The 25444-nt window shown below is 63.7% G+C and carries 24 protein-coding genes; 6 read left to right on the forward strand and 18 right to left on the reverse strand.

Features of this window, described 5'->3' with window-relative positions:
- Positions 1 to 16 precede the first annotated feature (16 nt).
- Together ABZ728_RS13370 and ABZ728_RS13375 are read right to left on the reverse strand one after the other, a co-directional pair.
- On the reverse strand, positions 17 to 1192 hold the full coding sequence (locus ABZ728_RS13370) for a glycosyltransferase (RefSeq protein ID WP_366656667.1): 1176 nt from the start codon (positions 1190 to 1192) through the stop codon (positions 17 to 19).
- Entirely contained in the window at positions 1192 to 2472 is a 1281-nt protein-coding gene (locus ABZ728_RS13375) for a glycosyltransferase (protein ID WP_366656668.1), read from the reverse strand. The genes ABZ728_RS13370 and ABZ728_RS13375 overlap by 1 nt, the downstream gene beginning before the upstream one ends.
- 35 nt (positions 2473 to 2507) lie before the next feature.
- Here ABZ728_RS13375 and ABZ728_RS13380 point away from each other — a divergent pair, with 35 nt between their 5' ends.
- Positions 2508 to 3599 carry a glycosyltransferase gene (locus tag ABZ728_RS13380; RefSeq protein WP_366656669.1) on the forward strand — a complete coding sequence of 364 codons (1092 nt, stop codon included), beginning with the start codon at positions 2508 to 2510 and terminating at the stop codon, positions 3597 to 3599.
- Between the two features lie 28 nt (positions 3600 to 3627).
- Positions 3628 to 6027: an STT3 domain-containing protein gene (locus ABZ728_RS13385; protein ID WP_366656671.1), complete on the forward strand. Its 2400-nt coding sequence runs from the start codon at positions 3628 to 3630 to the stop codon at positions 6025 to 6027.
- On the opposite strand, the gene ABZ728_RS13390 is transcribed toward ABZ728_RS13385, so the two are convergent.
- The 7 genes from ABZ728_RS13390 to ABZ728_RS13420 all read right to left on the reverse strand — a co-directional run bounded on the left by ABZ728_RS13390 (position 5910) and on the right by ABZ728_RS13420 (position 12651).
- Entirely contained in the window at positions 5910 to 6842 is a 933-nt protein-coding gene (locus ABZ728_RS13390; RefSeq protein ID WP_366656672.1) for a hypothetical protein, read from the reverse strand. The genes ABZ728_RS13385 and ABZ728_RS13390 overlap by 118 nt on opposite strands.
- 96 nt (positions 6843 to 6938) lie before the next feature.
- On the reverse strand, positions 6939 to 7229 hold the full coding sequence (locus ABZ728_RS13395; protein WP_366656673.1) for a Dabb family protein: 291 nt from the start codon (positions 7227 to 7229) through the stop codon (positions 6939 to 6941).
- A 108-nt stretch (positions 7230 to 7337) separates the two neighbouring features.
- The gene (locus tag ABZ728_RS13400) at positions 7338 to 8222 is read right to left on the reverse strand and encodes an ATP-dependent Clp protease proteolytic subunit (RefSeq protein WP_366656674.1); all 885 of its coding nucleotides are present in this window, start codon (positions 8220 to 8222) and stop codon (positions 7338 to 7340) included.
- Between the two features lie 13 nt (positions 8223 to 8235).
- Positions 8236 to 9555 (reverse strand): hypothetical protein, encoded by a 1320-nt coding sequence (locus tag ABZ728_RS13405; RefSeq protein WP_366656675.1) that lies wholly within the window; start codon positions 9553 to 9555, stop codon positions 8236 to 8238.
- Positions 9556 to 9661: 106 nt separating this feature from the next.
- Positions 9662 to 10498, reverse strand: a complete 837-nt coding sequence (locus ABZ728_RS13410; RefSeq protein ID WP_366656676.1) for an aldo/keto reductase — start codon at positions 10496 to 10498, stop codon at positions 9662 to 9664.
- A gap of 102 nt (positions 10499 to 10600) precedes the next feature.
- Positions 10601 to 10843 carry a DUF465 domain-containing protein gene (locus tag ABZ728_RS13415; RefSeq protein ID WP_366656677.1) on the reverse strand — a complete coding sequence of 81 codons (243 nt, stop codon included), beginning with the start codon at positions 10841 to 10843 and terminating at the stop codon, positions 10601 to 10603.
- Positions 10844 to 10965: 122 nt separating this feature from the next.
- Positions 10966 to 12651 (reverse strand): cation:proton antiporter, encoded by a 1686-nt coding sequence (locus ABZ728_RS13420; protein ID WP_366656678.1) that lies wholly within the window; start codon positions 12649 to 12651, stop codon positions 10966 to 10968.
- A 124-nt stretch (positions 12652 to 12775) separates the two neighbouring features.
- Here ABZ728_RS13420 and ABZ728_RS13425 point away from each other — a divergent pair, with 124 nt between their 5' ends.
- The gene (locus ABZ728_RS13425; RefSeq protein ID WP_366656679.1) at positions 12776 to 13462 is read left to right on the forward strand and encodes a glutathione S-transferase family protein; all 687 of its coding nucleotides are present in this window, start codon (positions 12776 to 12778) and stop codon (positions 13460 to 13462) included.
- A 132-nt stretch (positions 13463 to 13594) separates the two neighbouring features.
- Positions 13595 to 14353 (forward strand): MauE/DoxX family redox-associated membrane protein, encoded by a 759-nt coding sequence (locus ABZ728_RS13430; RefSeq protein ID WP_366656680.1) that lies wholly within the window; start codon positions 13595 to 13597, stop codon positions 14351 to 14353.
- Positions 14354 to 14371: 18 nt separating this feature from the next.
- Here ABZ728_RS13430 and ABZ728_RS13435 read toward each other — a convergent pair whose 3' ends face one another.
- The 7 genes from ABZ728_RS13435 to ABZ728_RS13465 all read right to left on the reverse strand — a co-directional run bounded on the left by ABZ728_RS13435 (position 14372) and on the right by ABZ728_RS13465 (position 21228).
- On the reverse strand, positions 14372 to 15541 hold the full coding sequence (locus ABZ728_RS13435; protein WP_366656681.1) for an alpha/beta hydrolase: 1170 nt from the start codon (positions 15539 to 15541) through the stop codon (positions 14372 to 14374).
- Positions 15538 to 17280 carry a HAMP domain-containing sensor histidine kinase gene (locus ABZ728_RS13440; RefSeq protein ID WP_366656682.1) on the reverse strand — a complete coding sequence of 581 codons (1743 nt, stop codon included), beginning with the start codon at positions 17278 to 17280 and terminating at the stop codon, positions 15538 to 15540. Before ABZ728_RS13440 ends, ABZ728_RS13435 begins: the two co-directional genes overlap by 4 nt.
- Entirely contained in the window at positions 17268 to 18014 is a 747-nt protein-coding gene (locus ABZ728_RS13445) for a response regulator transcription factor (protein ID WP_366656684.1), read from the reverse strand. Before ABZ728_RS13445 ends, ABZ728_RS13440 begins: the two co-directional genes overlap by 13 nt.
- Positions 18001 to 18381 carry a hypothetical protein gene (locus ABZ728_RS13450; protein WP_366656685.1) on the reverse strand — a complete coding sequence of 127 codons (381 nt, stop codon included), beginning with the start codon at positions 18379 to 18381 and terminating at the stop codon, positions 18001 to 18003. Before ABZ728_RS13450 ends, ABZ728_RS13445 begins: the two co-directional genes overlap by 14 nt.
- A 437-nt stretch (positions 18382 to 18818) precedes the next feature.
- Complete coding sequence (locus ABZ728_RS13455) at positions 18819 to 19142, reverse strand: DUF3253 domain-containing protein (RefSeq protein ID WP_366656686.1); 324 nt, start codon at positions 19140 to 19142, stop codon at positions 18819 to 18821.
- Between the two features lie 257 nt (positions 19143 to 19399).
- Positions 19400 to 19681: a hypothetical protein gene (locus ABZ728_RS13460; RefSeq protein WP_366656687.1), complete on the reverse strand. Its 282-nt coding sequence runs from the start codon at positions 19679 to 19681 to the stop codon at positions 19400 to 19402.
- 44 nt (positions 19682 to 19725) lie between these two features.
- The gene (locus ABZ728_RS13465) at positions 19726 to 21228 is read right to left on the reverse strand and encodes a mannose-1-phosphate guanylyltransferase/mannose-6-phosphate isomerase (RefSeq protein WP_366656688.1); all 1503 of its coding nucleotides are present in this window, start codon (positions 21226 to 21228) and stop codon (positions 19726 to 19728) included.
- 703 nt (positions 21229 to 21931) lie between these two features.
- Between ABZ728_RS13465 and ABZ728_RS13470 the strand changes: the two genes are divergently transcribed.
- Together ABZ728_RS13470 and ABZ728_RS13475 are read left to right on the forward strand one after the other, a co-directional pair.
- Positions 21932 to 23569, forward strand: coding sequence for a peptide chain release factor 3 (locus ABZ728_RS13470; protein WP_366656689.1), 1638 nt, complete (start codon positions 21932 to 21934; stop codon positions 23567 to 23569).
- Between the two features lie 154 nt (positions 23570 to 23723).
- Positions 23724 to 23903, forward strand: coding sequence for a hypothetical protein (locus ABZ728_RS13475; RefSeq protein WP_366656690.1), 180 nt, complete (start codon positions 23724 to 23726; stop codon positions 23901 to 23903).
- Positions 23904 to 23909: 6 nt separating this feature from the next.
- Here ABZ728_RS13475 and ABZ728_RS13480 read toward each other — a convergent pair whose 3' ends face one another.
- Positions 23910 to 24371 (reverse strand): hypothetical protein, encoded by a 462-nt coding sequence (locus ABZ728_RS13480; RefSeq protein WP_366656691.1) that lies wholly within the window; start codon positions 24369 to 24371, stop codon positions 23910 to 23912.
- Positions 24372 to 24463: 92 nt separating this feature from the next.
- Entirely contained in the window at positions 24464 to 25390 is a 927-nt protein-coding gene (locus tag ABZ728_RS13485; protein ID WP_366656692.1) for a transglutaminase-like cysteine peptidase, read from the reverse strand.
- Positions 25391 to 25444 lie beyond the last annotated feature (54 nt).

The raw sequence follows: 25444 nt of genomic DNA on the forward strand, positions 1-25444 counted from the left end.
CCCCGAGCCGGCTGCCTCAGCGCTCGGCGGCGGACAACGCAGGTCCCGACACCCAGCGGCGGCAATGGCCGCGCAGTTCCAAAGCGAACCGCTCAGCGCTGAACAGCCTTGCGCGCCCGGCCAAATGTGCTCTCACCTCGTCGCGCAGGTCCGGATCCTGCGCCAGAGCGGCCAGACGCGCCACTGCCTGATCGTCATCCCCATAGGTCAACCGCGGATCGCCGACGATCTCGCACGGGCCGCCCGATGCATGGACCACTGTCAGGCAGCCCATGCGTATGCCCTCGGCGACGGCTATCCCGAAATGCTCATCGATCATCAGATGCAGGGCATACCGGCACCGCCCAATCAAGCCTATGAGTTCTTCGCGCGTCGATCCGACATGCAGATGAACCCAGTCGGAGTCGGCATGAGCCGCCCCTTTGACCCGTTCCAGATACGCCTCATTCGCCGGCAATCCGCACAGATGCAGCGAAAGCGGGTATCCGGCCTCACGCACCCGGCGCACGATGTCGATCGCTTCCAGGGTCCGCTTTTCCGGCGAGAAGCGGCCGACCACCACGACCGCATCCTCGCGATCCTCCCAGGAGCGTCCGGTCGTTTCAATCGGCACCGGCGGATAGAGGGTCACCGGGCGCCGGCCGTATGCCCGGCGGAATATGGCGCCTGTCCAGTCGGAGTTGACGAGACTGAGGTTCTCGGATTGCCGGCCCTGATCGAAGCGACCGATGCGCATGGCCATCCGGCGATAGAGTGCAACTGCCCTGGCCGAATGATACCAACGCAATTCGGCCTCGGGCCGGGGCAATGCGATCCACGGATAATGCACGTACTGAATTATGGGTCGGCCGACATCCATTTCATTGGCGGTCGAAACCACTATGGCGGGCTCGTGCGCGGCGATCCAGGACCGGGCAACCCGCATCAGGAACATCGATTTCAACAAAGAGCCGCGCGTCGGCAATAGGCCTGCCAGCATCAGGAGCGGCTTTGCGACGGTCACGACGTCGATCTGCGGCATCTCTGCGAGCCGGGTGCCATAGTTGCGGTCGAGATCGGCCAGCGGCCGCGGCCGCCAACTCAGCACAGTGACGTCGAAGTCGGCCGCCAGCGCCTGTACCGCCCACAGCCCGACCATCAGCCCTCCGCCGGTTTCCCTCAGATCGCCGATGATGATCAATGCGCGGCTCATCAGTTTCCCTTTTGGGCAAGATGCTGCAGAAGTGCCGGCCGTGCCACGCGATCCCAAACATCCGGCCAGGTTTCGGCCCGTGGGCTTTCAGGCGAAAGGATTTTGGGCGGCGGTTCCCCCGGCAGCGTCGGCAGCGCCCGCAGGTGTCGCCGCAGCCCTGCGCTGTCGGAGAACAGCCCGACCCGCGCCAGATGGGCCACACCCTGACGCAGGACGGGCCCATAATCGAACGCCAGCACAGGCATGCCGGCCGCTTCCATATCCACGATCTTCATCGGAAAATCCAGCTTCGATGACGATGTGTGCAGGCAGATGCCGACCGAAGCGAGGTGCAGCATGCGTTCATAGTCGTCCTCGGCCAGCCATCCGGTGGCAACGCGCAGTCCTGGCCGCCGCAGCATTGACACCCGGCGCTCGAAGGCGGCTCGGCCAGGCCCTTTCCCGGTGATGATGACGGCGAGGCCGTTGCCGTCCTGCATTTCCAGTTCGGCCAGCGCGTCGATCAGCATCTCCATGTCCTCGTCCAGCCCCCAGCTGGTCGGGCTGACGGCGAGGTGCCATCGGCGATCCGGGGGGCGCTCGGGGTCAAGTCCCTCACCGCCCAGCTGGCGGATCAGATCGTCGATGGCGACCGCCGACACTTCGCGCGGAGGATCGGTGGGCTGGTGGGCCGGGCGATCCGGCAGCACGAGAATTTCGCGGTCGAACCGCGCATGCAGGTGATCGGCCATGGCAGCAGTGACAGCGAATTGAAGGGTCGCCCGACGGCCGATCCAGCTTTCCACCGCCGATAGCCCGCGCACCACCAGATGTCGGCGGCCGACCGACAGTGCCGCCATTGACGCGGAAAGATTGTGCCAGTCGATCGCCACCGGAATACCGCGACGGCGCGCCATAGCGACGGCCATGGCGACGGCGGGTACGACCGGCGGCACGGCGGCCAGAACCATATCCGCACCGTTCATCGCCCGCCGGAGAACGCCGCCGAGGCGCCATGCCGTGGCGCAGAAGCGTCCGGCAGCGCCAATCAGCCGTCCCGACCGGGAAGACCGGACGGTTCTGGCCCGTCCGGCGCCGCCAATGGCCGTGACCGCGACTTTCGGGTGAGCAAAGGGGAACGCAATGGCGTCGCCGTGGCCAACAACCCTGACCTCGGCGCCGGCCGCCACAAACATTTGGCACTGCGCGACCATACGCGGCGATTGCTCCAATGGACCGGGCACAAGCAGTACGACAGTCTTGCCCTCGAAGTCGCGTTTGGCCCATGGTGCGCTGCTCACCGTTCCCAGTTCTCGCTTGTTCCGGAATTTATTTGATGCGTCAGTTGATTGTCGGTCTGGCCGGTGGTTACACGGCCGGGCACGTCATGCCAATGATTGCGGTCGCGGAGGCCTGGCAACGATCCTACCCCGAAGACCGCGTGCATTTCTATGGCTCAGGCAGCGAGATCGAAACATTGCTCATGGACCAGCTTCGCATGCCGCTGGAGATTCTGCCGGCGGCCCCGGCTTTCGGCACGACCCGCCTGGGAAAATTGAAGGCCTACGGCACGGCCATCAGGGCGGGACTCGCCGGACGATCCAGCCTGCGGGACAAAGGCGTCGATCTGATGATCTCGTTCGGCGGATACGCCGCCGCTGGGGCCGGCATGGCCGCCGCCAGTCTCGGCATACCGCTGACGGTGTTCGAGGCGAATGCCATCCCCGGCCGGACGAATACCCTGCTCAGCCGCGCCGCGCGGCTCAAGATCGTCGCGATGCGCGAAGCGACGAGCCACGCCCGCTGGCGCAATGCGTCGATTCTGGGCCTGCCCCGGCGCAGCGGGCACTGCCCCAGACCGGAGAACGAGTGCCGCCACGACCGGCGGCCGCGACTGCTGGTGACCGGCGGAACCCTGGGCAGCGACACGCTGAACCAGGCGGTGCCGGCCGCCATCGCCCATCTCGCCCGGAACGCCAATGTCGTCGATGTCGTCCATCAATCCGGTCTCGGCAACAAGGAGACGGTCGCTGCTGCTTATCGGCGGTTCGGCATCGACGCGACAGTGTTCGATTTCGACCTCGCGATCTGGGACCGATGGTGCTGGGCCGATGCGGTCTTGTGCACAGCCGGTGCTGGCACACTCTCCGACGCCGTGGCCAGTGGTGTGCCGACCATTGCCGTCCCGGTCGTCGACGTCGCCGATGGACATCAGGAAGCCAACGCGAAAGCCATCGCGGCGCATGACAACATCGCCGTTCTGCACGAACCGGAACTCATCTCCGAAACGATCGCAAGCCGCCTGACGGCACTATTGCGGGCGCCGCGCACCCCAGGTCCTCCCGGTTCGGATGCCGCGGCACGAATGGTCGAAGCAGTTCGCGCCGGATGCGTGCGGCGAAAGATCACCAGAACCGGTCTGTCATGAAATCAGAACAGCTATCCGCTCCGCAGCGATGACGGCTTCTCTGCGCCCCGTGCTGCCGATCCTGCTGGCACTGCTGCTGATTGCCGCTGCGGGCGGGGGTGTGCGGTACTTCCACTACACTCTGCCATATGCCGAGATCTGGGCTGAAGGTGAGTCCGGCCCGGATTTACCTGCCACACAGGACGAACGGGCCGACGCCTATCGTGCCGCCTATGGTTTTCGGGACGAGGCCGGGCGGTGGACGTCGCTGCCGGTCGGCCATGACTCATACTATTTTATGCGGATGGCGCGGCGGATCGCGGCGACGGGCACGCCCTGCACGCCGGGTCTTGACGGTTGCCACGACGATCTCGCCAGCGCACCGACCGGTCGGCCAGTGCTGGACGCCTGGTCGCCGCATCCTCATGCCATTGCCGGTGTGCACCGGCTATGGACGGCGATCGATCCGGCACGGCCGATTCTGGATTCCGCCCGCGTGCATGCCTGGCTGATGATGACGCTGGGCGGCCTGACGGCATTTTTCCTGGTACGATCCGCGGTCGGGCGCGGCTTTCCCGGCTGGGCGGGCGGCGTCACCGCCGCGATTGGCCTGTGCCTCAATCCGTTGATCATTCAGCGCACGTTCGGCGCTGATGACGATGTCTGGATCCTGGCGCTGATGCTGGCGGGCGGGCTTTGCGCCGTGCGGGCCTTTGACCCGGCAGGAGCGGGAATCCGCCGTGCTGCATGGGCCGCCAGCGCCGGCGCCATGGCGGGAACGCTATCTCTGGCCTGGGGCGGCTGGCCGTTTCTGGCCGTCGTCATGACCGGACTGGGCCTGACGGCGATGGTATGGCCGTTCATCAGGCCCCGCCCGTTGAGGGCGTGGCGCGAGGGAGCATGCGCAGTGCTGCTCGTCGCGGCGATGATTCTGGTAATGGGCGCGATTGCAGCGGTGCAAATCACGGCCGACGACCTGCGCGCATTTCTGGCCATTGCGGCGAACACGGTCGGCACGGGCGCTGAGCCGCCGCCGGTGGACGCCACACCCGTGCCCGATGCCTTCGCCAGCGTTGCGGAATTGACAGAACCGGCGTGGAGCGACATTGCCCGGACGATCGGCTGGGTCATGGGCGGGCTGGCCGTGGTCGGTCTCGCGGCCGCGGCGTGGAAGATCGTTCGGCGCATCGGAGGCTGGTTTCCGGCCGCCTGGATTCTGCCCGTCGTCTGGCTGCTTGCCGGGCTTTCCCTGGCCGGTGATGCCGAACGGTTCGGCATTCTGCTTTTTCCGCCCGTAGCGATTCTTTCCGGGGCCGGATTGGCGGTGGTGCTGTCGTTGCTCGCCGGGGCCCAGCGTAACCGGGGCGCGACACAGACCAGACCGGCGATCGCCGCGACGGCCATGACCTGCATCGTGGTCCTGGTCCCGGTCCTCGTCTGGGGGGCGGCTGTCTGGCGCGGGATAGAGACCGTCTCCGGCAACCGGCCCGCCCTGGACCAGCGATGGGTGTCGGTGTTCTCGCAGCTCCGGGACGACAGTGCCGAGGATGCCGTTCTCATCGGATGGTGGGATGTCGGGCATTGGGCGACGTTCTGGGCGGAAAGGGCCACGGTCCTTGATGGCGCCACCATCGGCAGCCCCCGCACGCCGGCCGTCGCGCGGCTGCTGGGCGCCGACGCCGATGGTCCGATCGGCGCACTGGTTGCGTCCTCGGCATGCCCTGATGGCGAAAACCCGATCGGCTGCGGCACGCGCGAACTGTATCTGCTGACCTCGTCTGACCTGCTTTCCATCGACGGCTGGATGATCGCGGGCTTCTGGGATGCCGAGCGGGCCCGCCTGCTGGATTCGTTCGCCGCCGGGGATCGGACCCAGAACCATTCGCCGGAGATGCAGTCGGAAATGGCCGGCGTCACGTCCCGGCGGCAGCGAGCGCTGTTCGCCGCACCCCAGGCGCGCATCTGGTCGCGCGACTGGCACGACTGCACCGTCGATGAAAACGGGCGCTATGACTGTGGTCTCGATATCGGCAGCGCCGATGGCTGGCGGCTGGTGTCGTTCCGGTTCGATCCCGCCGCGCCGGAAGAGTCGCATCTGATATTGCAGCCGCCAGAGTCGGGCGATGGGACCTCGGGCGATCGGACCACGGCGCGCCCGGCGATGCTGCGGGTCGCCACGGCATCGTCTTTGATCGAGTTCCATGCCACACCGGGGTCCACGAGGCCGGGAGTGCTGGTGGACACGGCCGAACAGCGGGTTTTTGTCGGCATGCAGCCGTTGCTCAAGTCACTGGTCGCGCGGCTGGTGCTTCTGGATGGCCGATTCGACGATCACAGGGCCACATCCGTCGCCCAAAGCACGGGGCTGGAGGGGGGCACCGTGCGGGCATGGCGCCTGAGACTGCCTGAATCCCCGGACGAATCGTTGGACGAAACGGGCCCCAACTGACCGGATGGCATGCGCGCCGGCATCAGGGAAAACCCGTGACCCTCACCCTCCCCGGCGCCCTGCCACACCACATCCCAACGACCCGGCCGGCCACCCCGGCTGCGCACCAGTTCCAGCCGCCAGGCCGAGTATCCGACGCCGGGCACGGGGCCCAGCGGCGTCATCTCGGGCAGGGACGACAGGCTCGTCACCAGCCACCGGGTATGGGCCGCGATCGGCACCGCACCGGCATCGCTGCCGTCATTGCGGGTCAGCCGGCGGCGCAACAGCAGTGCCGGCGTGCTTCCGGCTTCCGCCGCCAGTTGCAGGCGGCGGCTGGCGGTCAGATCCACACCGTCGCATTCGGCCACGACAGCGGCGGCGGCGGCGGAACGAAGCGCCTCCTCCAGCGCCCATAAAAGCGCCTTGCCGCGCGCCTTGACCCGGATCAGGGCATTCGCCGCCAGTCCGAACGGCGCGAGCGCCGGGGCAAACAGATCGTCATGGGGCCCGACCCAGATCACGATCCGGCTCCGGCCGATTTCTTTTGCCGCGCCCGCCTCTCCGGCGCCGACGAACCGGCCCGCCAGCGCCAGCGCAAAGCCCATCGCCGCGCCGTCCCCCCGTCCGTCCACCGGGCCCGCCACCTCGTGCAAGCCGACGCGGCTGATTCCGCCGCCGGGAAGGCTCTCGTCGATCGCCGACAGGCCGAGCGGGCAAACACCATGCCGCCCGCTGTCGGCTTCGCCGTGTTCGAGATGGCGGATACGCGCCCGCAACGCGGCGATCGTGCCCGTTTCAGCACCCTTCTCCTGCGCGTTTTTTGCCGCTGCCATCGAGTCTCCACCACTTTCCCGTTCCGCGAGGTGGAGTTTACGTTCTCTTTTTGTTCTATTCAAGACTCCCCTGCGTGGATAGTCGCCAATCACGGATCAGGAGGACGAATGAATATCCGCGACCATGCGGATTTCCCGCAGCGGCTTCACGATTGCGGTTGATTCCTGGTACAGCGGGTGCGCCTTGAAGGCCGCCAGGGCGTCCTCGTCATCGAATTCGCCATAGACGACGACATCGGTGGTATCATCGACCCCGTCGAGTTCCAGATTGCGCGCAATCTCGACCCGCCGCGCATGGGGAATCCGGGTCAAGCGGCCCAGACCGTCCAGAATGGTCGGCAGGTCGGACTTATCCGCCGCCGAGAAGAATACGATATGCCGGATCACCAGAGACCGTCCGCTCAAAGCTGCAGGAATAGAGGCGACCCACGCCGCCTGAATTTTTCTCGACCAAACCTACTCATGCCGCGCAAAACCGCAAGCGATACGAACCGCCTACAGCAACTCCGTCGCAAGCCCGAAGCCGGTCAGTTCCTCGTCGGTCAGATAATACATCGACAGGGGCGGCGTCTCCAGGGCGTGAACCCAGACTCCCGGATCGACGCCGGACCGCTCGAACAGCCGGATCACGGCCCCGTTCAGCCGCTGCACGTCGTAAACGGCCAGATCGGTACCGAAAAGACCGCCGGTATCCTCGACGCCCTCGTCGGCCAGAAAGATCTGATGTACCCCGACCCAGGCATCGGCCGACACCAGACGCTGCCGGCCCGCCGCCAGAACGACCGGACAGGTCGAGGCGCAAAGCCCGTCCCCCGTGACGATCGTCGTCAGTTCGCGTTCGTGGATCACGTCGGCCAGTGTCATGCCTTCCTGCAGCGCGCCACCCGGCGAATTCAGCACCAGGGCTTCGATGTCGGGATGGGCGTTGAGGAACCGTTCCACCTCTCCCGCCGTGCCGGGCAGAATGGCCCCGGCGGCAAGCGCGGTCACCATGCCGGCCACGGGCACGGTGCGTTCCACCGTCATGCGCCCCCGCACCGGTTCCATCGGCGGGCCGGACGGCAGATCCATGCCGGCGGCATCGTCGCGAATGCGGCGCGGCCACAGGCGCGGCGAATAGGGCCGGACCTGATCGCCCGGCGTCGGCGCCGCGGTCGGATTGCCGACGGCGTCCCCGTTTCCGGGCATTTGCCCCCCGCCCGGCGACAGGGCGCCGCTTTCCACGACGTCGAGGACAAGCACCAGCGCCGCCATGCCGAACGCGCCGCGAATGATCCAGCGCGCCCCTTCCCGAGACCGGGTCGCCGCCGCCCAGCGCAACAACCGGCCGCCGCTGGCATTATCCGTTGGGGTGTTCGACTGTGTCTCCGTGTCTGCCATCGCGGTTCGCCGCCTATTCCGCCGCCCGGCGGTCGGCGCCAGTTCCCGTGTCCCGGATGTCGGGCGTAGAAGGGGCATCGGTACCCGCCGAAGCATCCGTCGCAGCGATGGCATCGTCCTGCCCGGCCTGATCGGCATCCACCGCCCGGTTCGCGGACGGCCGGCGTTCCAGCGCATCCAGGGCGGCGATGGCCAAACGCATGTCGCGCAGCGTTATGCTGTCATCCGGCGGCATCTGGTCTTCCTGATTGCGGATGGCGCCGTGAACGACCATCAGCACCAGAACCAGCACGCCGGGCAACAGGTCAATCGCGATCGCGCCCGCCCAGCTCGGCACGAAGGCGCCGGCATAGCGGATGACCGCTTCGGCCGGTGATAGTGGCGTGAAGCGGAACGGCGCCACCGCCGGGCGGTCGAGTATGTCACCCGCCGCCGTGCTCAGAGCTGCGGATGTTTCCGATATCGTGCGCTGCACTTCCTCCAGCACCAGTGCCTGACGGTCGCGCAAGCCGCCCTCGCCATCTCCCACGGCCGGGCGGATGAACGAGCGCGCCAGATCCCGTGCCTGACGCTGTACGGCCGGTGCGACGGATGTCTGCGTCAGGGCGGAAATGACACCGGTCAGGCCGACCGCTTCGTCGGCATAGGCAATCGTCCGGCTCTGAATATCGCCCCGGCCGGAGACCAGTTCCCGCATGCGGTTCAGGTGGCGGCCGCCCTGACGATACAGACTGTCGGTTTCGCCGGCGGCCGACGATATCTGGTCGCCGAGACTGGCCAGCGACGTGGCCGTCTGGTCGAGATACTGCACCACCGTGCCCCGGCCCGCCGTGCCGGTCAGGGTGCCTTCGGCCTGCTCGCGCTCCGCCAGATCGCGGAACCGCCGCTCGGCGATGCGGATGTCCGGCAGCAGGGATTGCGCGGCAATCGCGTTCTCGTGGCTTTCCTCAAGCCGGGATTGATAGGATTCGGTCGTCACCGCCAGATGCTGCGACACAGCCGCCGATCCGGCGAGTGCTGCCGCGTTCAGCCAGCTCGACATGGCGATGATGGCCACCGAGCCGATCGCCATGGCGACGAACAGCCCCATCCGGGCGGCGCTGCCCCGCATCCGGGGCAGAAACCGCATGATGTATTCCCAGAAGACGAAGATACCGACCGCAACCGCGCCGGCATAGGCGAAGCACGCAAAGATGCTCAGCAGCGTGTCGCCCTCGATCAGACCGCGAACGCCAATATAGGTATAGATGCCGCTCGCGGTCGCCAGGACGGCCAGGGCCGCCGTGGTGATCGGTTCAAGAGAAGAAATGCCGTGGCGCAACTCCCGGCTCATACCGTCGCCTTCCGATCCATCAATATCCCGAGCCTCACGCCCTGCATGCCAACAGTAGCAGAATTAGGGCGCGGCGGGGTCAATCCTGATGGCCGCACGGGTGCGATCAGGCGATTGCCGGTGCCGGGTCCCAGGCCGGAGCAGTTGCCGGGTCGACCAGACGCCCGCCGCCGCGCAGATTGCCGATCTCGGCCATTTCGTCGGTGGACAACGCAAAGTCGAATATATCGAAGTTGGAGCGGATATTGGCCGGGGTACCGCTTTTCGGGATAGCGGCGACGCCGTCCTGCTGGATGTGCCAGCGCAGCGTCACCTGCGACGCCGTCTTGCCGTGGCGTTCGCCGATCCGTTTCAGCACCGCATTGTCCTGCACCGATCCGCGCGCCAGCGGACAGTACGAGGTGATCAGAATGTCGTGGGCACGGGCATAGTCCAGCACAGGTGTCTGGTTCAGAAACGGATGATATTCGACCTGATTGCAAAAAACCGGCGCCCCGATCTTTTCGACCGCCTCGCGCATCAGGGCTACCGGAAAATTGCTGACGCCGAACCGGCGGATCTTGCCCGCCGCCTGGGCTTCCTGCATGGCAGCCAGGGTGTCAGCCAGCGGAATTTCCGGATTGGGCCAGTGCACCAGATACAGATCCAGATAGTCGGTTCGCAACTTGTCCAGGCTCTGGGCCAGCGCGCGGCCGAGATCGTCGGGGCGGAGATTGTTCGGCCAGACCTTGGTGGTCAGGAAGATGTCTTCGCGCGGAACCGATCCGCTGGCCAGACCGGCGCCGACCTCGGCTTCGTTGCCGTACATTTCGGCCGTGTCGATGTGCCGATAGCCGACATCCAGCGCCGTTGCGACGGCGCGGGTCGCGTCCTCGCCCGTCAGTTTGAAGGTGCCGAAGCCCAGGGCCGGCACTTCGACGCCCTGAATAGTGTGGGTAATCATGGAACTCTCCCGATTTCGGTTACAATCGTCGGCGCATCGTAACCTTGTCGGGAGCGCACGCAAAATCAACAACCATCGCAAGGCGGTGGCTGTCGTGTCAGGTCAGGACTGATGGTTCAGCAGTCCGGCAATCTCGTCCTTCAAGGCCATCCGCTTTTTGCGCATTTCCTTCTCGACGTCCTCGGCAACCGGTTCAACGCCCGTCTCCATGCGGTGAATCTCGCGATTGACCTCGTGATACTGGTCGAACAGCTTGCGGAAGTGGCCGTCACTCTCCTTGAGCCGATGAATGGCGTCGGTCTTGTCGGGGAACTCTTCTGCGAGTTCGTGGGGAACGTGGCTCATGGCGGAATCCTTTTCTGATCCTTGGTTCAGGTGGCGTAACCTGCCCCCGGCATGTGGGGACGTCGTTGATCCAGGTCAAAGGGGATCCAGGTCAAAGGCGATCCAGGTCAAAGGGGACCGGATCAAACGGGGCGGTCGCGATCCTCGGCCAGCACCTTTTCCATGGCGGCGACGGCGAATTCCGCGGCATCGGCGAACGGCGTCAGGATGATGTCGGCCCCTTGGCGTTTGAGCGCGTCGGAATCCGTCGGGGTGTGCATGGCCAGCGCAATGCGGCCGTGGAAGCCCTGACTGCGCAGCCCATGGAGCAAAGCCATCCGCGGATCGGCGTCGGTCAGACCGCCGGTCGTCCGCGGCACTGCGGCAATGACCGCCCGTACCCGGCTCAAGGGTAGATGACTGGCGAATTCGGGATCGGTAGCATCGCCGAAACAGCCCTTGTGACCGGCCTTGCGCCATGCCCTGAGCGCTTCGGGATCGAAGTCGACGCCCAGGATCCGATAGCCGTGCGCGGCCAGCCGGTCGCCGATCTCGCGGCCATAGCGGCCCAGCCCGAACAGGATGAAATCGTAGTTTCCGTGGCTGGCGGCCGCATCCTCGCCGCCCTCCTCGCGGAACGCATGGCGGCGCTCGAACGGTGTCAGCCACCGTTCGAGGAAGCCGTAAAGATGGTGGGAATAGGTGATCATATAGGTCGACAACGCGATCGTCACCAGACCGACCAGCGTGACGAGGCCGAGCGATTCCTCCGTCACGTGGCCGATGGTCACGCCCATTGCCATGAAGATGAGCGAGAATTCGCTGATCTGTGCCACGGTCAACCCGGCCAGAAAACCGGTGCGCTTGCGATAGCCCATATAGCTCATGATCGCGAGCACGATCAGCGGATTGCCGACCAGCACGAAGACCGACAACACCAGAGCAGGCGCGACCTGACCGCCCAGAGTGCCAAGATCCATCGACAGGCCGAGGCTGAGAAAAAAGAACAGCAACAGGAAGTCGCGCAGGCTGCCGAGCCGCGATCCGATGGCGTCTCGATACTGCGTCGTCGCCAGCGATACGCCCGCCAAAAGGCCGCCGAGTTCCTTGCCGAAACCCATGAGGTCGCCGATGGAGGCAAATCCCGCCGCCCAGCCGACGGCGAATATCACCATCAGTTCCGGCGAGCGGGACACCATCCGCATCACCGGTTCGGCAACCCAGCGAATAAAAGCGGCGACGAACGCCATTGCGGCAATGCCATAGAGGATCACGCCAAGCACATCGCCGGCGCCACCGTCGCCGGCAACGCCGACGCCCAGCGCCGACAGCGTGACCATGGCCAGTACGACCACGATATCCTGAACGATCAGGAACCCAAGCGCGATGCGGCCGTGCAGGCTGTCGATCTCTCGCTTGTCGGATAGCAGCTTGACGATGATGATGGTGCTGGAGAAGGTCAGGGCAATCGAGACATAAATGGCGGTAAGCCAGTCGATCCCCAACGCAACACAGATCGCGAACCCGAACACCGCCGTGAACGTCACCTGCCCCAGCCCGGTCGCGAGGGCCACAGGGCCCAGGGTCCGCACCAGACTCATATCCAGCTTCAGGCCGACCAGAAACAACAGCACCGCGATGCTGATTTCCGACAGCAGGTGAATGTACTCCGTCGATTGGGCGATCCCCAGAACGCCGGGACCAGCGATCACGCCAACCGCGATGAACGACACCACGAGAGGCTGGCGCAACATCAGCCCGACCAGCCCGATGGCGGACGCCAGCAGGACCAGGGCCGCGATCTCATAGAACGTATTGTCGATTGGCATGTGACCGTCGATCGTTGAGGTGGGGTCGTCGGGGAAAGGCGATGTCAGACGCTGTGACTGCCGTCGATACCATGTTAATGCGGCCGGAAATCTGATTTCGGTCAATGCCGCTGGAGAAATCCGTATGCCCTATACGCTATATTATTCGCCGGACTCGGCCAACATCATCATCCGGACGGCGCTTGAAGAACTTGGCGTTCCCTACAACGCCACATTCGTTGACCGGGCGGCATCGCAGCACCGGGAAAGCGCCTATCTGTCGCTGAACCCACAGGGGCTGCTGCCGGTGCTGACGACGCCCGAACAGGACGAACCGCTGTTCGAAACCGGCGCGATCCTGATATACCTCGCCGACCGGCACGCCGGGCTGCTGCCGACCGACCCCAGGGCGCGCGGACGCTGCCTGAAATGGCTGTTCTTCCTGTCCAATACCGTTCACGCGGAATTGCGCACACGGTTCTATACCGACCGCTATGTCGAGAACGCCGCCGCCATTCCATCGCTTCGCAGCGGACTTGCCGCGCGGTTCGAAGGCCATCTGGAAATCCTCGACCGCGAAATCGCACGTCACGGCCAGATGTGGTTGACGGGCGAGACGATGACGATCTGCGATATCTATCTCGGACCGCTGATCCGCTGGGCGCAACTCTATCCAACGAGAGACGCGATCGCGCCATCGACGATCACCGCCCTGCCCCATCTGCGGGCCCTGCTCGAAACACTCGCCGCCCGCCCGGCCGTCGCCCGAGCATTCGCCGCGGAAAACCTGACCGGCCACCCCTTTATCGACCCGGTGCCTGGATTTCGATAGGCGTCGGGGCACCCGATCGGCCGCTTCTCGGGAACCGGGTGGCAATACCGACTTTGAACCCTCACATGGCGTGTACGAGGTGTCGTGGCACACGTTGGCACGGCACACCGAAACGGCATGGAGGCATTCACCATGAACGCCGACACTACCAACACCCGCGAGGCCGTCCTCTATCGGATGGTCATGGACGACCATGTCTGTCCGTTCGGGCTCAAGGCTCGCGATCTGTTGCGCCGCGAGGGATATTCCGTCGATGACCATTGGCTGACCACCCGCGACGAGACCGACGCCTTCCAGGCCGAACACGATGTCGAGACGACGCCGCAGGTATTCATCGGCGGTGAACGGATCGGCGGCTATGACGAGGTGAAGCGACATTTCGGCAAACCGGTCATCGACCCCAAGGCCGTGAGTTATACGCCGGTGATTGCCGTTTTCTCCGTCACCGCCCTGATGGCGCTTGCCGCCAGCTGGGCGATGTATGGCGATCTGTTGACCGTCCGGGCTGCCGAATGGTTCATCGCGTTCAGCATGTGCGTGCTCGCGATCCTGAAGTTGCGGGACGTCGAGAGCTTTTCGAACATGTTCCTCGGCTATGACCTGTTGGCCCAGCGTGCGGTACCCTATGCCTATTTCTATCCGTTCGGCGAGGCATTCGCCGGGATCCTGATGATCTCCGGCGCCCTGCTGTGGCTGGCGGTGCCGGTCGCGCTGTTCATCGGCACCGTCGGCGCGGTATCCGTCTTCAAGGCTGTCTATATCGACAAGCGCGAACTGGAATGCGCCTGCGTCGGTGGTGACAGCAATGTTCCGCTCGGCTTCATCTCGTTGACCGAGAACCTGATGATGATCGCCATGGGCATCTGGATGACCCTGAAAGCAGTGATGTAACGCGGCGTTGTGCTCGCGCTATCGGCCGGCAAGTCCGTCGCGGATGTCCAGAAGGTCGGTGGCCGCCGCCAGCAATCGCAGCCTATCCCCCCAGCCCAGGCTGCCGTCGAACCCGGCATGTCCCAGAGACGCGGCCGTGACCACGCGGCTGTCGGGTGTCCCCAGCGCCTCGGCCAGCCGAGTGCTCTCCGGGGCGGGTACCAGCGGGTCGTCGCGTCCGTGCACCAGGATCATTCGCACCCGCTGGGCCGGTCCCTGGCGGTGGGCTGGCGACAAAGCGTACAAATCCTCGCGCATGCCGGCGGGCAATCGGCCGATCAGGGTCGGCACGGCCTGCGGGTCGTCGTTGACCAGTAGGTTGTAGATGGCGGCGGCCTCCGGCCCCAGGGCGTCGACCGCTTTGCCCGCGTCGTCTTCCAACCGCCGGGCGGCGATCTCGCGCAGGCGGTCGGCGTCGGCGGCGTCGTCGACCCGGTCCGCATTGGCCAAAGCGTACCGCCAGACAGCACGCTGGTCGACTGGCCCCCTCTGCCACTCCCCGTCCGGATCGCGGTACATGCCGGTTGTCAGATAACCGATCGCCGTTTCGATATCGTAGTAGCCGCCAACGCCGAAGATGGCCGCCGTCAAGGGCGCGATATCCGGCTGCGTCGCCGCCAACACCGCCGGTCCCAGAGCATAGGACACGCCGGCCAATATCACACGCCCTGTATCGGGGCGATCGGTGACGGTCTCCACGACGGCCGCCAGAACATCGGGGTCGCTGCGGTCGGCAACCAGATCCGCAGTCCCCGGCAGTTCAGGGATGACGACCTCGAAGCCGACGCGCGCGAGACTGCGGGCAAGGGTGCGCAGACGCGGGTCGTCCAGGCCATCCGGCGCCAGACCCGGCACCAGGATCATCGTACCACGGATCCGGCCACTGTCCCCCGGCTGCACGACCAGCACGTCGAGCGCCCTACCATCGCCCAGGTTCGTTCGGGTAAGGTTTTCCTCCGGCGCCGGTTCGCGCACCTTCAGGGCCGATGGCCGCTCACCCGCCTGAATATCCTCCAGCAGCAGTCGCGCTTCCTGTTGCTGACGGGTACACCCTGTCACGACCAGCATCACCAGAATGAGCACGAAAGCCAGGCGCAGCCCGCCGGCAGGGCGGCATCCGCAATCCAACGGCTGCCGTGCCGAAATCATGTGACGAGTTCCAGCCTCACCAGCACGCGCAACCCCCGCGTCGGAACGTTTCGGGCAGAAACCCGACCACCCATCGCCTCGACATACCGCCGCACGATCCACAATCCGATGCCGAAATGATTGCCCGGATCGGCACGCTCGCCTGGCTGGATGCCGGGCCCGCCGCCGGTCGGCCGGTCAGAGTAATAGCGATCGAAAATATGCGGCAGCTTCTCCGGGTCGACGCCGGGTCCATCGTCGGTGACGGTCATTACGGCTGTTCCACCGTCCCGTTGCAGCGCGATGTCGACCCTGCCCCCTTCCGGCGAGAAACTCACGGCGTTGTCCACCACATTCTCCACGACGGTTTCGAGCATCTCCTCGTCCCCCAGGACGCAGAGCGAGTCGGCGATCTTTATCGAGAACGAGACCCGGTGCCGGGTCTCCAGGGCGCCGAAACCTTCCATCGACCGCGACAGCAGCCGTGAAAGATCGATGCGCTCCCGATCCGGTTCGACCGTGTCGGCGCTGGACTGGTCGGCGTGGCGGGCCAGCGATACCAGCGTATCGAGCCGGGCAACCGCCTGCTCGACCAATTCGACCGACCGCACCGCCCGGGGCTGCTCGCCCGCCAGACGCCGCAATGGCTCAAGCGATTGACGGATGATGCCGATCGGGGTCTTGAAGGCGTGGGCGTTGTCCTCTGCAGCGCGCCGGATGCTTTCGGCGGAATCGCGCAGTCGGCTGACCAGCCGGTCGAACTCGTGTGCGACATCGTGCAGTTCCGGAACCGTGTTCTGCGCGGCGAACGAGGGCGCCTCGGACGCGGCTTCCGCCCCGCGCTGTCCGTCGGTGCGCTGGATCTGGCGGGCGATGCGCCCGAAACGGCGCAGATTGCTCAGGATCGCCACGAATATCGCCGTTACCAGCAGCGCCATGGTCAGATAGACAGCGCCAGCCACGCGGACCTCCGGCGTCATCCAATAGGGTTGGCCGATGGACGTCTCCAGATACGAATCCGTCGAATGCGAGGTGACGAGCGCCCAGCAACCTTGAGACGAGCGAACCGGCGTAATCGAGGTCAGGATTTCCACGTTCGAAGGTGTCCGCCTTTCCCGCTCGGCCGTGTCCGGGGCTTGGGGATCGGGGACATGCCCGTTTGGAACATTGGCCAGTTGGTCGGCGATGCTCGTATCCAGGCCGTCCGGCGTTTCCAGCGGCGGAACCTCCGGGCTGGCAGTCTCCGGCTCTTCGTCGTCGGGCCGCGGAATCCTGAGCGCGATCGGCAGATTTCCGCTGCAGGTCTCGGCCAACCGCGACAGAATCCCCCTTTCGATCAGTTCAGTGCGCTCGAACTCCAGCGCCGACGTCGGAACGGACGGCGCGGCGGCGACGTAGAAGAAATCGCGCGCCGTTCCCTCGCCGGGGCTGAGCAGCAGCTTCACGCCGGTGTCCGGCCCGATCAACCCGGCAAGAAATTCGTTCAGGTCAGCGGGGATGCCGTTTTCCCGTTCCAGACGGGCGTGCAGTGCCGCGCCGATGATGGCGCCTTCCCGTTGGGAGCTTTCAAGCAACAGGTTCCGCTTCTCCGCATCGGCTGCTCTGAGCTGCTGATAAAGAAAGAACGGAACGGCTGCAAAGATGATCAGCACGAAAACAAGACGCACGACCAATGACGTCGCGAGCCACCGAACGACACCGAATTTCTGATCGGTGGGCAATCCGGCGGCCGCATCGTCATCGGAAGTCAGTTTTGCCATCTATAGCCAAATCCGGGATAGTTCTCGATTGCCTCGAACGACTCGTCGATCGCCTTGAATTTCTGGCGGATCCGCTTGATGAAAGCACGAACATTCGTCCGGTATCCGACATCACCATAGCCGGCCACGAAGCCTTCACCCCGAACCTGATCATAGATCTCGCGATATGTCGTGTCGGTACCGGGGTTGCCGGCGAGAAGCGCGACGATCTTGTATTCGGTCAAGGTCAGGTCGACCTCCACATTCTTCCACATGGCGCGGCAATGATCGGAAAACAGTTCCAGATCGCCGACGCGGATGGTTGCATCGTCGCCCGGTTCACGCCCGGTGTCCGCTTCGGCGGTGGCGGGAAATTTCCGCCCACCGACGATCAGGTGTATGCGGCGCAAAAGAATGGGGAAATTGCGCGATTTTTCGACGAAATCGATGGCCCCGCCGGCCAGAGCCGCTTCTTCATAAATCTGATCGTTCAATACGGTCAGGAAAATCACCGGATCGTCGAATCCTTCCGCGCGCATGGCATTGAGCACATCAATGCCATCCATGCCCGGCATCCGCCAATCCAGCAGGACGACATCGGCCGTGCCCCCGTCCCGGAACCAGGCCATCGCCTCCTCGCCGGAAGGCAGGCAGGTAACGGACATGCCGGCATCTTCCAGGTTGCCGGTCAACGCCTCCTGGAAAGCCGGATCATCATCGATGAACGCAATCCGGCACACCTCAGCCGACGGCATCGGAGACCGTTGCTCCTTGCCGCTCTCGTGTAAATCGACTGGCGCATTCGCGTCTGGCATCGATATCGTCCCCCGTCAGGTCATACGATAGAACTCGAAAATCTCGGGTCGCGAGTTCCATGAAGAAGTAAACCTGTAGAACACAGTCGCCCTGTCGATAGTTCCATTCTATCCCCGGTGGTCGTGGCGCCACCATGACCGGGTTGCCGATGCGTTCACGTACAGCAGCCTCTGATGCGCCGATTATTTGTTCCAGTTGCCGGATGGCGACAATGCCCTGCGCGATCGTTTCCAGGTCGGTGCGGGTATCGCCGTTTTCCTCATCGTCGGTGTCGCCAATGCCAGAAACCGAGGTGTCGACCGGCACCTCTGCCGTTGGTGCGCCGCTCCCCATCGATGCCGAAGGCGCTGATCTGGTGACCCTGACGGCCGGCACGGGCCCGCTTGGTGGTGCCGGCCTGTTTGGCGGTTGCAGTGCCAATGATTCGATCGCCCCCGGAACATCCGTAAATCCGACGGATCCAAACTGCGGCATACAGCCAACGAGAACTGTCGCCAGGGCAGCGCCAGCCGCCATTTTGATCGATTTTCGACGATGGCGCATCATATTACAGAACTCCGGATACGGATCCCGATAGCGGACCCCGCCTGACAGCAGGCGGTAATTTTTTCCCGCAACCTTTCTGGCGGCACAGGATATTTTGATAGCAAACTAACTAATGAGAACGATGCCACATTTATGGTTAACAAATTCTTAGCAAGCACCACTGTGCGGATACTGCGGGGCCTGGAGACCTGAACCGATCAATTTCCGGATGTTGTGAACGGCTGCCGGACCTTGATCAACCCCTTCATCTCCGAAGGGTCGATGACCTCCCCCTTCCGCAGGATTTCCAGCGAGCCTTTTCTGGCCAGATTGGTGATCTGCTGGCGCACTGCATTCAGATATTTGCGCCAGATGTCGGGAGCGTCACCCGGCTTGCGCCGGCGGTCCGCAAATCGGCGGGCAATGGCGTCGGGCGCGACTGCCGCCCCACCGGCTGTCGCGGCCAGGATCTCCTGAACAATCGGGTCGTTGACATTGGCCAGTTCCGTATCCGCCTGCATCGGCGCGCGGTCGTCAGACATCGTTTCAGCCTCTCTCGAATTTTGAAGCCTAAGCCGTTGCATGAGGACAATAGCAGAGGCGTTTGATATTAAACAGATATCGGCATCGCAAACGGCCCGACGCACCGTGCCGGGATTGTCGCGTCCCGCCCGGTTCAATCAGCAGGATCGCAAACTATCAGGCGAAGCTTACAAGAATCGGGCGCCGATGTGACATTACTGTGGTACAGCCGCACCATCTGCGCCGCCGCCGGACGCAAAGGAATGTCCACGATAAACTAATGGCCCATACGTGCAAGGATCAGAGCCACTTCCGTCCACCGGTCGCAGCGCACCGTCATGACCTTCACGGTCTCGCGCCCCGGGGACACATCGGCGTTTGCATCGGCGGCATCGACCAGTTCGCGGCCTTTGACGACCGAACGCAGACCGTCGGGGCTTTCAACAATCACCACATCGGCGCCGGAAAATTCGAGATCCGTAACACGCGCCTCGTCTTCCGGCCGCCCGGCTCCGGCTTTCTTCGGCGGCCGGTCACCCGCAGCCCCTTGATCGGTCATTAAAACTGTCCCTCGATCTGCCGTGGTTCACACGCTGGCCCGACCTAGTCGGTGCGGCCGTATTGGTCGTCGAAGCGGACGATATCGTCTTCGCCGAGATATGCACCTGATTGCACCTCGATCAGGTTCAGCGGAACCTTGCCCGGATTTTCCAACCGGTGGGTGCAGCCCAGGGGAAGGTAGATCGACTCGTTCTCGCGGACCATGATCTTTTCGTCGTCTCGCGTTACCATGGCCGTACCGTTGACGACGACCCAATGTTCGGCCCGATGATAGTGTTTTTGCAATGAAAGCTGCGCGCCCGGCGTAACAGTGATCCGTTTGACCTGAAACCTTTCCCCCCGGTGCACTGACTGGTAGAAGCCCCAGGGCCGATAGACGCGGTGCGACACCGACCCTTCGGGCCGACCCTGCCGGTTGAGCCCCTCGACGATCTTCTTCACGTCCTGCACCCGATCGCGCGAGGCCACCAGGACCGCATCATCCGTCACGACCACGACGAGATCGTCAACGCCCACCAAAGCCGTCAGAATTTGCGGCGACTTGACAAAGTTGTTCCGGCTGTCCTGCGACAGCACGTCGCCGTCGAGGACATTTCCGTCGCCATCCTTGTCGCCGAGATCCCAAAGCGACGACCACGACCCCACATCCGACCAGCCGGGATCAACGGGTACCACAACGGCCTTGTCCGTGCGTTCCATAACCGCATAATCGATCGACACTCCCGGCGAGCGGGCGAATCCCTCACCAAGGCGGGTGAAGTCCAGATCGCTATGCGCCTGGGCGATCGCCGTCCGGCATGCCGCCAGAATTTCTGGCTCGAACCGACCCAGCTCGCCGAGAAACGTGTCGGCTCTGAACAGAAAGATCCCGCTGTTCCAGTAATAGTCGCCGCTTGCAAGGAACCCTGTCGCTGTCTCGATGTCGGGCTTCTCGGTGAACGACGCGACATGGAAGGCCCGGCCGCTCGCGTCTGCCTTGCCCCCGGCATCGCCCGCGCCCTGCAGCCCGGTACCGCCGGCGTTCCCCTCCGCCACCGACCCGGCGCGGATATAGCCATAGCCGGTTTCCGGGTGTGACGGGTGGATGCCGAATGTGACCAGCCTGCCGTCCGCCGCCGCCGGTATGCCGGTGGCCACGGCATCGAGGAAGGCCGGCACGTCCCGGATGACATGGTCGGCCGGCGTCAGGAGCATCAGGGCTTCAGGGTCCGCTTGCGCCAATGTCATGGCGGCAATTGCGGCGGCGGGCGCGGAGTTGCGGCCCGCCGGTTCCAGGATGATGGCGTCCGGATCGATACCAGCATTACGGAGCTGCTCGGCGATGAGAAACCGGTGTTCCTGGTTACAAACGACGATCGGCGCCGAGAATGACGCATCGTCATCTATGCGGCCGCTGACCCGGCGCACCGTCTGCTGGATCAGCGATTCATCCCCGAACAGGGACAGCAGTTGTTTGGGATAGGCGGATCGGGACAGTGGCCAGAGCCTCGTTCCCGCCCCCCCGGAAAGAACAACCGGTGCAATCTTTCTGATCTGATTCCGCATGCAGGATATTCCCGAACTTCCGGCCGAAACTGCCGGGCTTTGTTGCGGTTCACGATGATCCGGTCGGCGCTGCTCCTGATCATCAGTTAGAAGACAAACGATTTCCGTTGACACAATTCAGTAACATAACCGTCTCAGTCCGAATATCGAACCCACAAGCTTCCCGAAGTCGACGATCCTGAAAACTGGATATACACAGTGTCACGGCGGCCGTTTGGCATCGACGAGTTCTGGTCGAGATGCGGCGATTTGTTCACACAGCCCCGATGCCCGGCATCCCGTGGCCGAGTCGCGGCGCATTGGCGAAACCCAACCCAAGTAATTCCGTAACATCCTGTTATTAAATCATAATTTAAAAATGCCCAATTTTTAGGCAACCAGTTGGAAGCCAAGGGCACAGCCATACCACAATTCGTCTCCACAGAGTTATCCACAGCAATGTGGGATTTTCTGCCGACGCTGCCGTCCGGTTCTCGTCACCACCACGCGTCCGAATCCAAACCTCGGCCGTCGGCCCTCGCTTTGGCCGCGCGGCTGTGATACACCGCCGTCGTCCATTCCGGCAAGCGGCGGGTGCGGGTGCCGACCGGGCACAATCCGTGCGAACCGGACATGTTTCGGGTCCGAGATCGTCCCGGGCCGGCGCCGCCCCTTCCCGCCGAGGTTGTTCCCGGCACGGAACGGTAAAACGAGAAACTTCGATATGAGTACGTCAATGGTTGCCAATCCATCGGAAGGACAGTCCCTCGTGGCGGCGCGTGAAGCCAACCACCTGCGGGAGGAGACGGAACGGCGCAGAACCTTCGCCATCATCTCCCACCCCGATGCCGGCAAGACGACCCTCACGGAAAAACTGCTGCTTCTGGGCGGCGCGATCCATCTGGCCGGACAGGTCAAGGCGCGCGGCGAACGCCGCCGGGCGCGGTCGGACTGGATGGCGATCGAACAACAGCGCGGCATTTCCGTTACCACGTCCGTCATGACCTTCGATTATGACGGCATCACTTACAATCTTCTCGACACGCCGGGCCACGAGGACTTTTCCGAAGATACGTATCGCACGCTTACCGCCGTTGACAGCGCGATCATGGTCATCGACGCCGCCAAGGGCATCGAAACGCAGACGCGAAAGCTGTTCGAGGTCTGCCGGATGCGCGATCTTCCGATCACGACATTCGTGAACAAGATGGACCGCGAAGGCCGCGACCCGTTTGAACTCATGGACGAAATCGCCGACACATTGCAGCTGGAGACCACTCCGGCGTCGTGGCCGGTGGGCCAGGGCATCGATTTCAAGGGCTGCTATGACCTTCGCGCCGACCGAATGCTGCTGATCGGCAAAGGCGAAACGGCCAACGATCACAAGACCGGCCCATCCATCGCCGATCCCGCCCTGCGCGAACGCATTGGCGACGAACTCTACGATCAGCTTGCCGAAAATGCCGAACTCGTCAAAGGCGCCTGCCCGACCTTCGATCCCGAAGCCTATCGCGCCGGGAACATGACGCCGGTCTATTTCGGCTCGGCACTCAAGGATTTCGGTGTTCGCGAAGTTCTGGACGGCGTTGGCGCCCATGCTCCGGCGCCGCGGCCGCAGCCAACGACCACCCGCGTTGTTGATCCGAACGAAGAAAAAGTGACCGGGTTCGTCTTCAAGGTCCAGGCCAATATGGACAAGAACCATCGGGACCGGGTGGCCTTCATGCGGCTCTGCTCCGGAAGATTCAAACGGGGCATGAAACTCAAGCAACCACGTACCGGCAAAACCCACCAGATATACAACCCCATCCTGTTCTTTGCGCAAAGCCGCGAACTGGCCGAAGAAGCGTTCCCCGGCGACATCATCGGTGTGCCCAACCACGGCACCTTGCGCGTCGGCGACACCCTGACAGAAACCGAAACGCTGCGCTTTACCGGCATCCCCGACTTCGCGCCGGAAATCCTTCAGCGTGTCAGGCTCGACGACCCGCTGAAGGCCAAACAATTGCGCTCGGCGCTGGAAGATATGGCCGAAGAAGGCGTCACCCAGGTGTTCAAGCCGATGATCGGATCACAGTGGGTTGTCGGCGTCGTAGGCCAACTTCAGCTGGATGTTCTGGCGACCCGCATCGCCGCCGAATACAATGTCAAGGCCGGGTTTGAATCAGCCCCCTATGTGACGGCCCGCTGGGTCGGCGGTGATGCCAAAGAGGTTCGCGAGTTCGCGGAAAAGAACCGGGGATCGATGGCAGAAGACCGTGACGGCAATCCGGTCTATATGGCCCGAAACAACTGGGACCTGAACCACGTCCAGCAAACGAACCCGGACCTCGTTTTCTCCACCACCAGGGAACGTGCCTGACAGGCCGTGCCAGCGTCATGATCGTCGAGTGATGCGCCGGCACGACTCCGCAAGAAGCCTTCTTCTGCGCATGCTTCCGTCTCGTCAATGGGCGACAGACTGACAGATTGCGGGTACATTGCCGGGGCAGGGTCAGAAGCAGGCGGAGACGGAGATGCGCAAGCTCATTGCCTGGAACATCCGCGGTTCGGGCACGCCCCTTTTTCAGGCAGGCTGGTCCAGCAAGCCGATGACCCTGCTCGAAGCGCGCTCACGAACGGCGGCGTCATTTTGCGCTATGCATCAAATCCGTAAGCCGCATCGGCGGGCAAACCTGACATTCCGCGGGCGCTGAAGGGTCTTAACCATCAGGACCGGTATTCACGACCAAACGGTTTCCGCTCCGGTCGAATACTGCATAAGCGGTAAGGTCACGCCCTTGGAGCACATCGCCTGCCATTTTCTCAAGTAGCGGATTGGCATCGTCGCCGGTGGGTGCTTTACCGCCTTTGTTTTCTACGGTCGATGCCATTATCATATCCCATGGATGACCAACGCCATCGGCCTCGTCCATAAGTGCCTTGCGGCTGACCCTGGAAGTGAGTTCGATATCGTTGACCATAACCGGGGTCAAAGTCCCGCTGGATTTGTCCGTCGCGACTTGGTCAGACATTTCAACCTTGAGCAGCACGAGCAGCAGGCGTTGGGGAACCTCGCTTCGCAGACCTTCGGCGATCATGGCGTCGAAATCGTTGTCATACATCCGTTTCTCCACAGCGTCGGTGACCGCTACTTTTTCTCCGACCGTTCCTGAATAGAACATGTCGGACTATCGTGTGCCAACCGGTGTTGCTCGGAGCGCGTTGGCAAATGGCACCACTGGCTGATCCGGCGGATTTTTACGACGGTCCACCGTCAACGTGCCCCCTCAAATCCGGCGACCGATCGCGCCTCGGCATTGTCCCGGTTGAACGGATCTGCATGCGCCCAGACGCGGTTTTCGTTCATCGACGCGATCAAGGCGCCGTAGCGTTCGGGACCCCAGAGTCCATCGTAGTCCATGACAACGATCCGCTCGGCGAACGACACCGCAAGGGCGATATGATCCAGGGCGCCCGGCTCTTCGGTTCGCACCAGACGCAGAAATTCAGGCGGCGTTCCCATCGCCCGCAACAGGTAGTACTGCGCCACCGCGAAGTCTTCGCAATCGCCATATCCCACCTCAGCCGTCTGCCCTGGCGTTTTCCAGTCATCCTCGCCCTGCTGGTGCTCGACGTCTTCCCTGTAGGCAACCTGCTGCAGCACGAACCGGTTAACCATTAGTACCCGGTCGCGCAATGGCAGGGATCGGCCCTGTTGGATCACCGAACGCCATTGTGCCGTAGGGCAGGCGCTGCCGGGACAGGCAATCGGTACGGTCTCGGCCAGAATCATTCCCCAATATGTGTCAACCTCCGGCGGTCCGACATCCAGTTCGGGATCGCCGCCAAAGAAGTCCGACGCGGCCCAGGCGCCCCTGGAATTGGTATCTGGACTGGCATCGGGGGCCGAGACAATGGCGCTGGCGGCCCGCAGACCGCCGGGCGACCCCGCCGACGGTTGTGCATAAGTCTGGGTATAACCCCGGGTATAATCGGGAGAATAACTCTGGGAATAAAGCGGATCGATCGAAGCCGCCGGAGGGGTGTCACAGCCGAGCAACAGGAAAACCAGCCCCATCGCCGCCGTGGTACGCCAGCGCAATGCCGGCGCGAAGCCGCGGCGCGATCCGCTGCGGTCGGCTGGCGGCACAAATGCCCGGCTGGCTTTCCGGGTTCCGGCTGACGGCTCTCGCACATACATGATCGTCGCTTTCGTTGCTCGCGGGCCCCGGTGTCCGACAGTAGAGGCCTGACC

It is taken from the genome of Fodinicurvata sp. EGI_FJ10296 (assembly GCF_040712075.1).
Taxonomy (GTDB): Bacteria; Pseudomonadota; Alphaproteobacteria; order DSM-16000; family Inquilinaceae; genus JBFCVL01.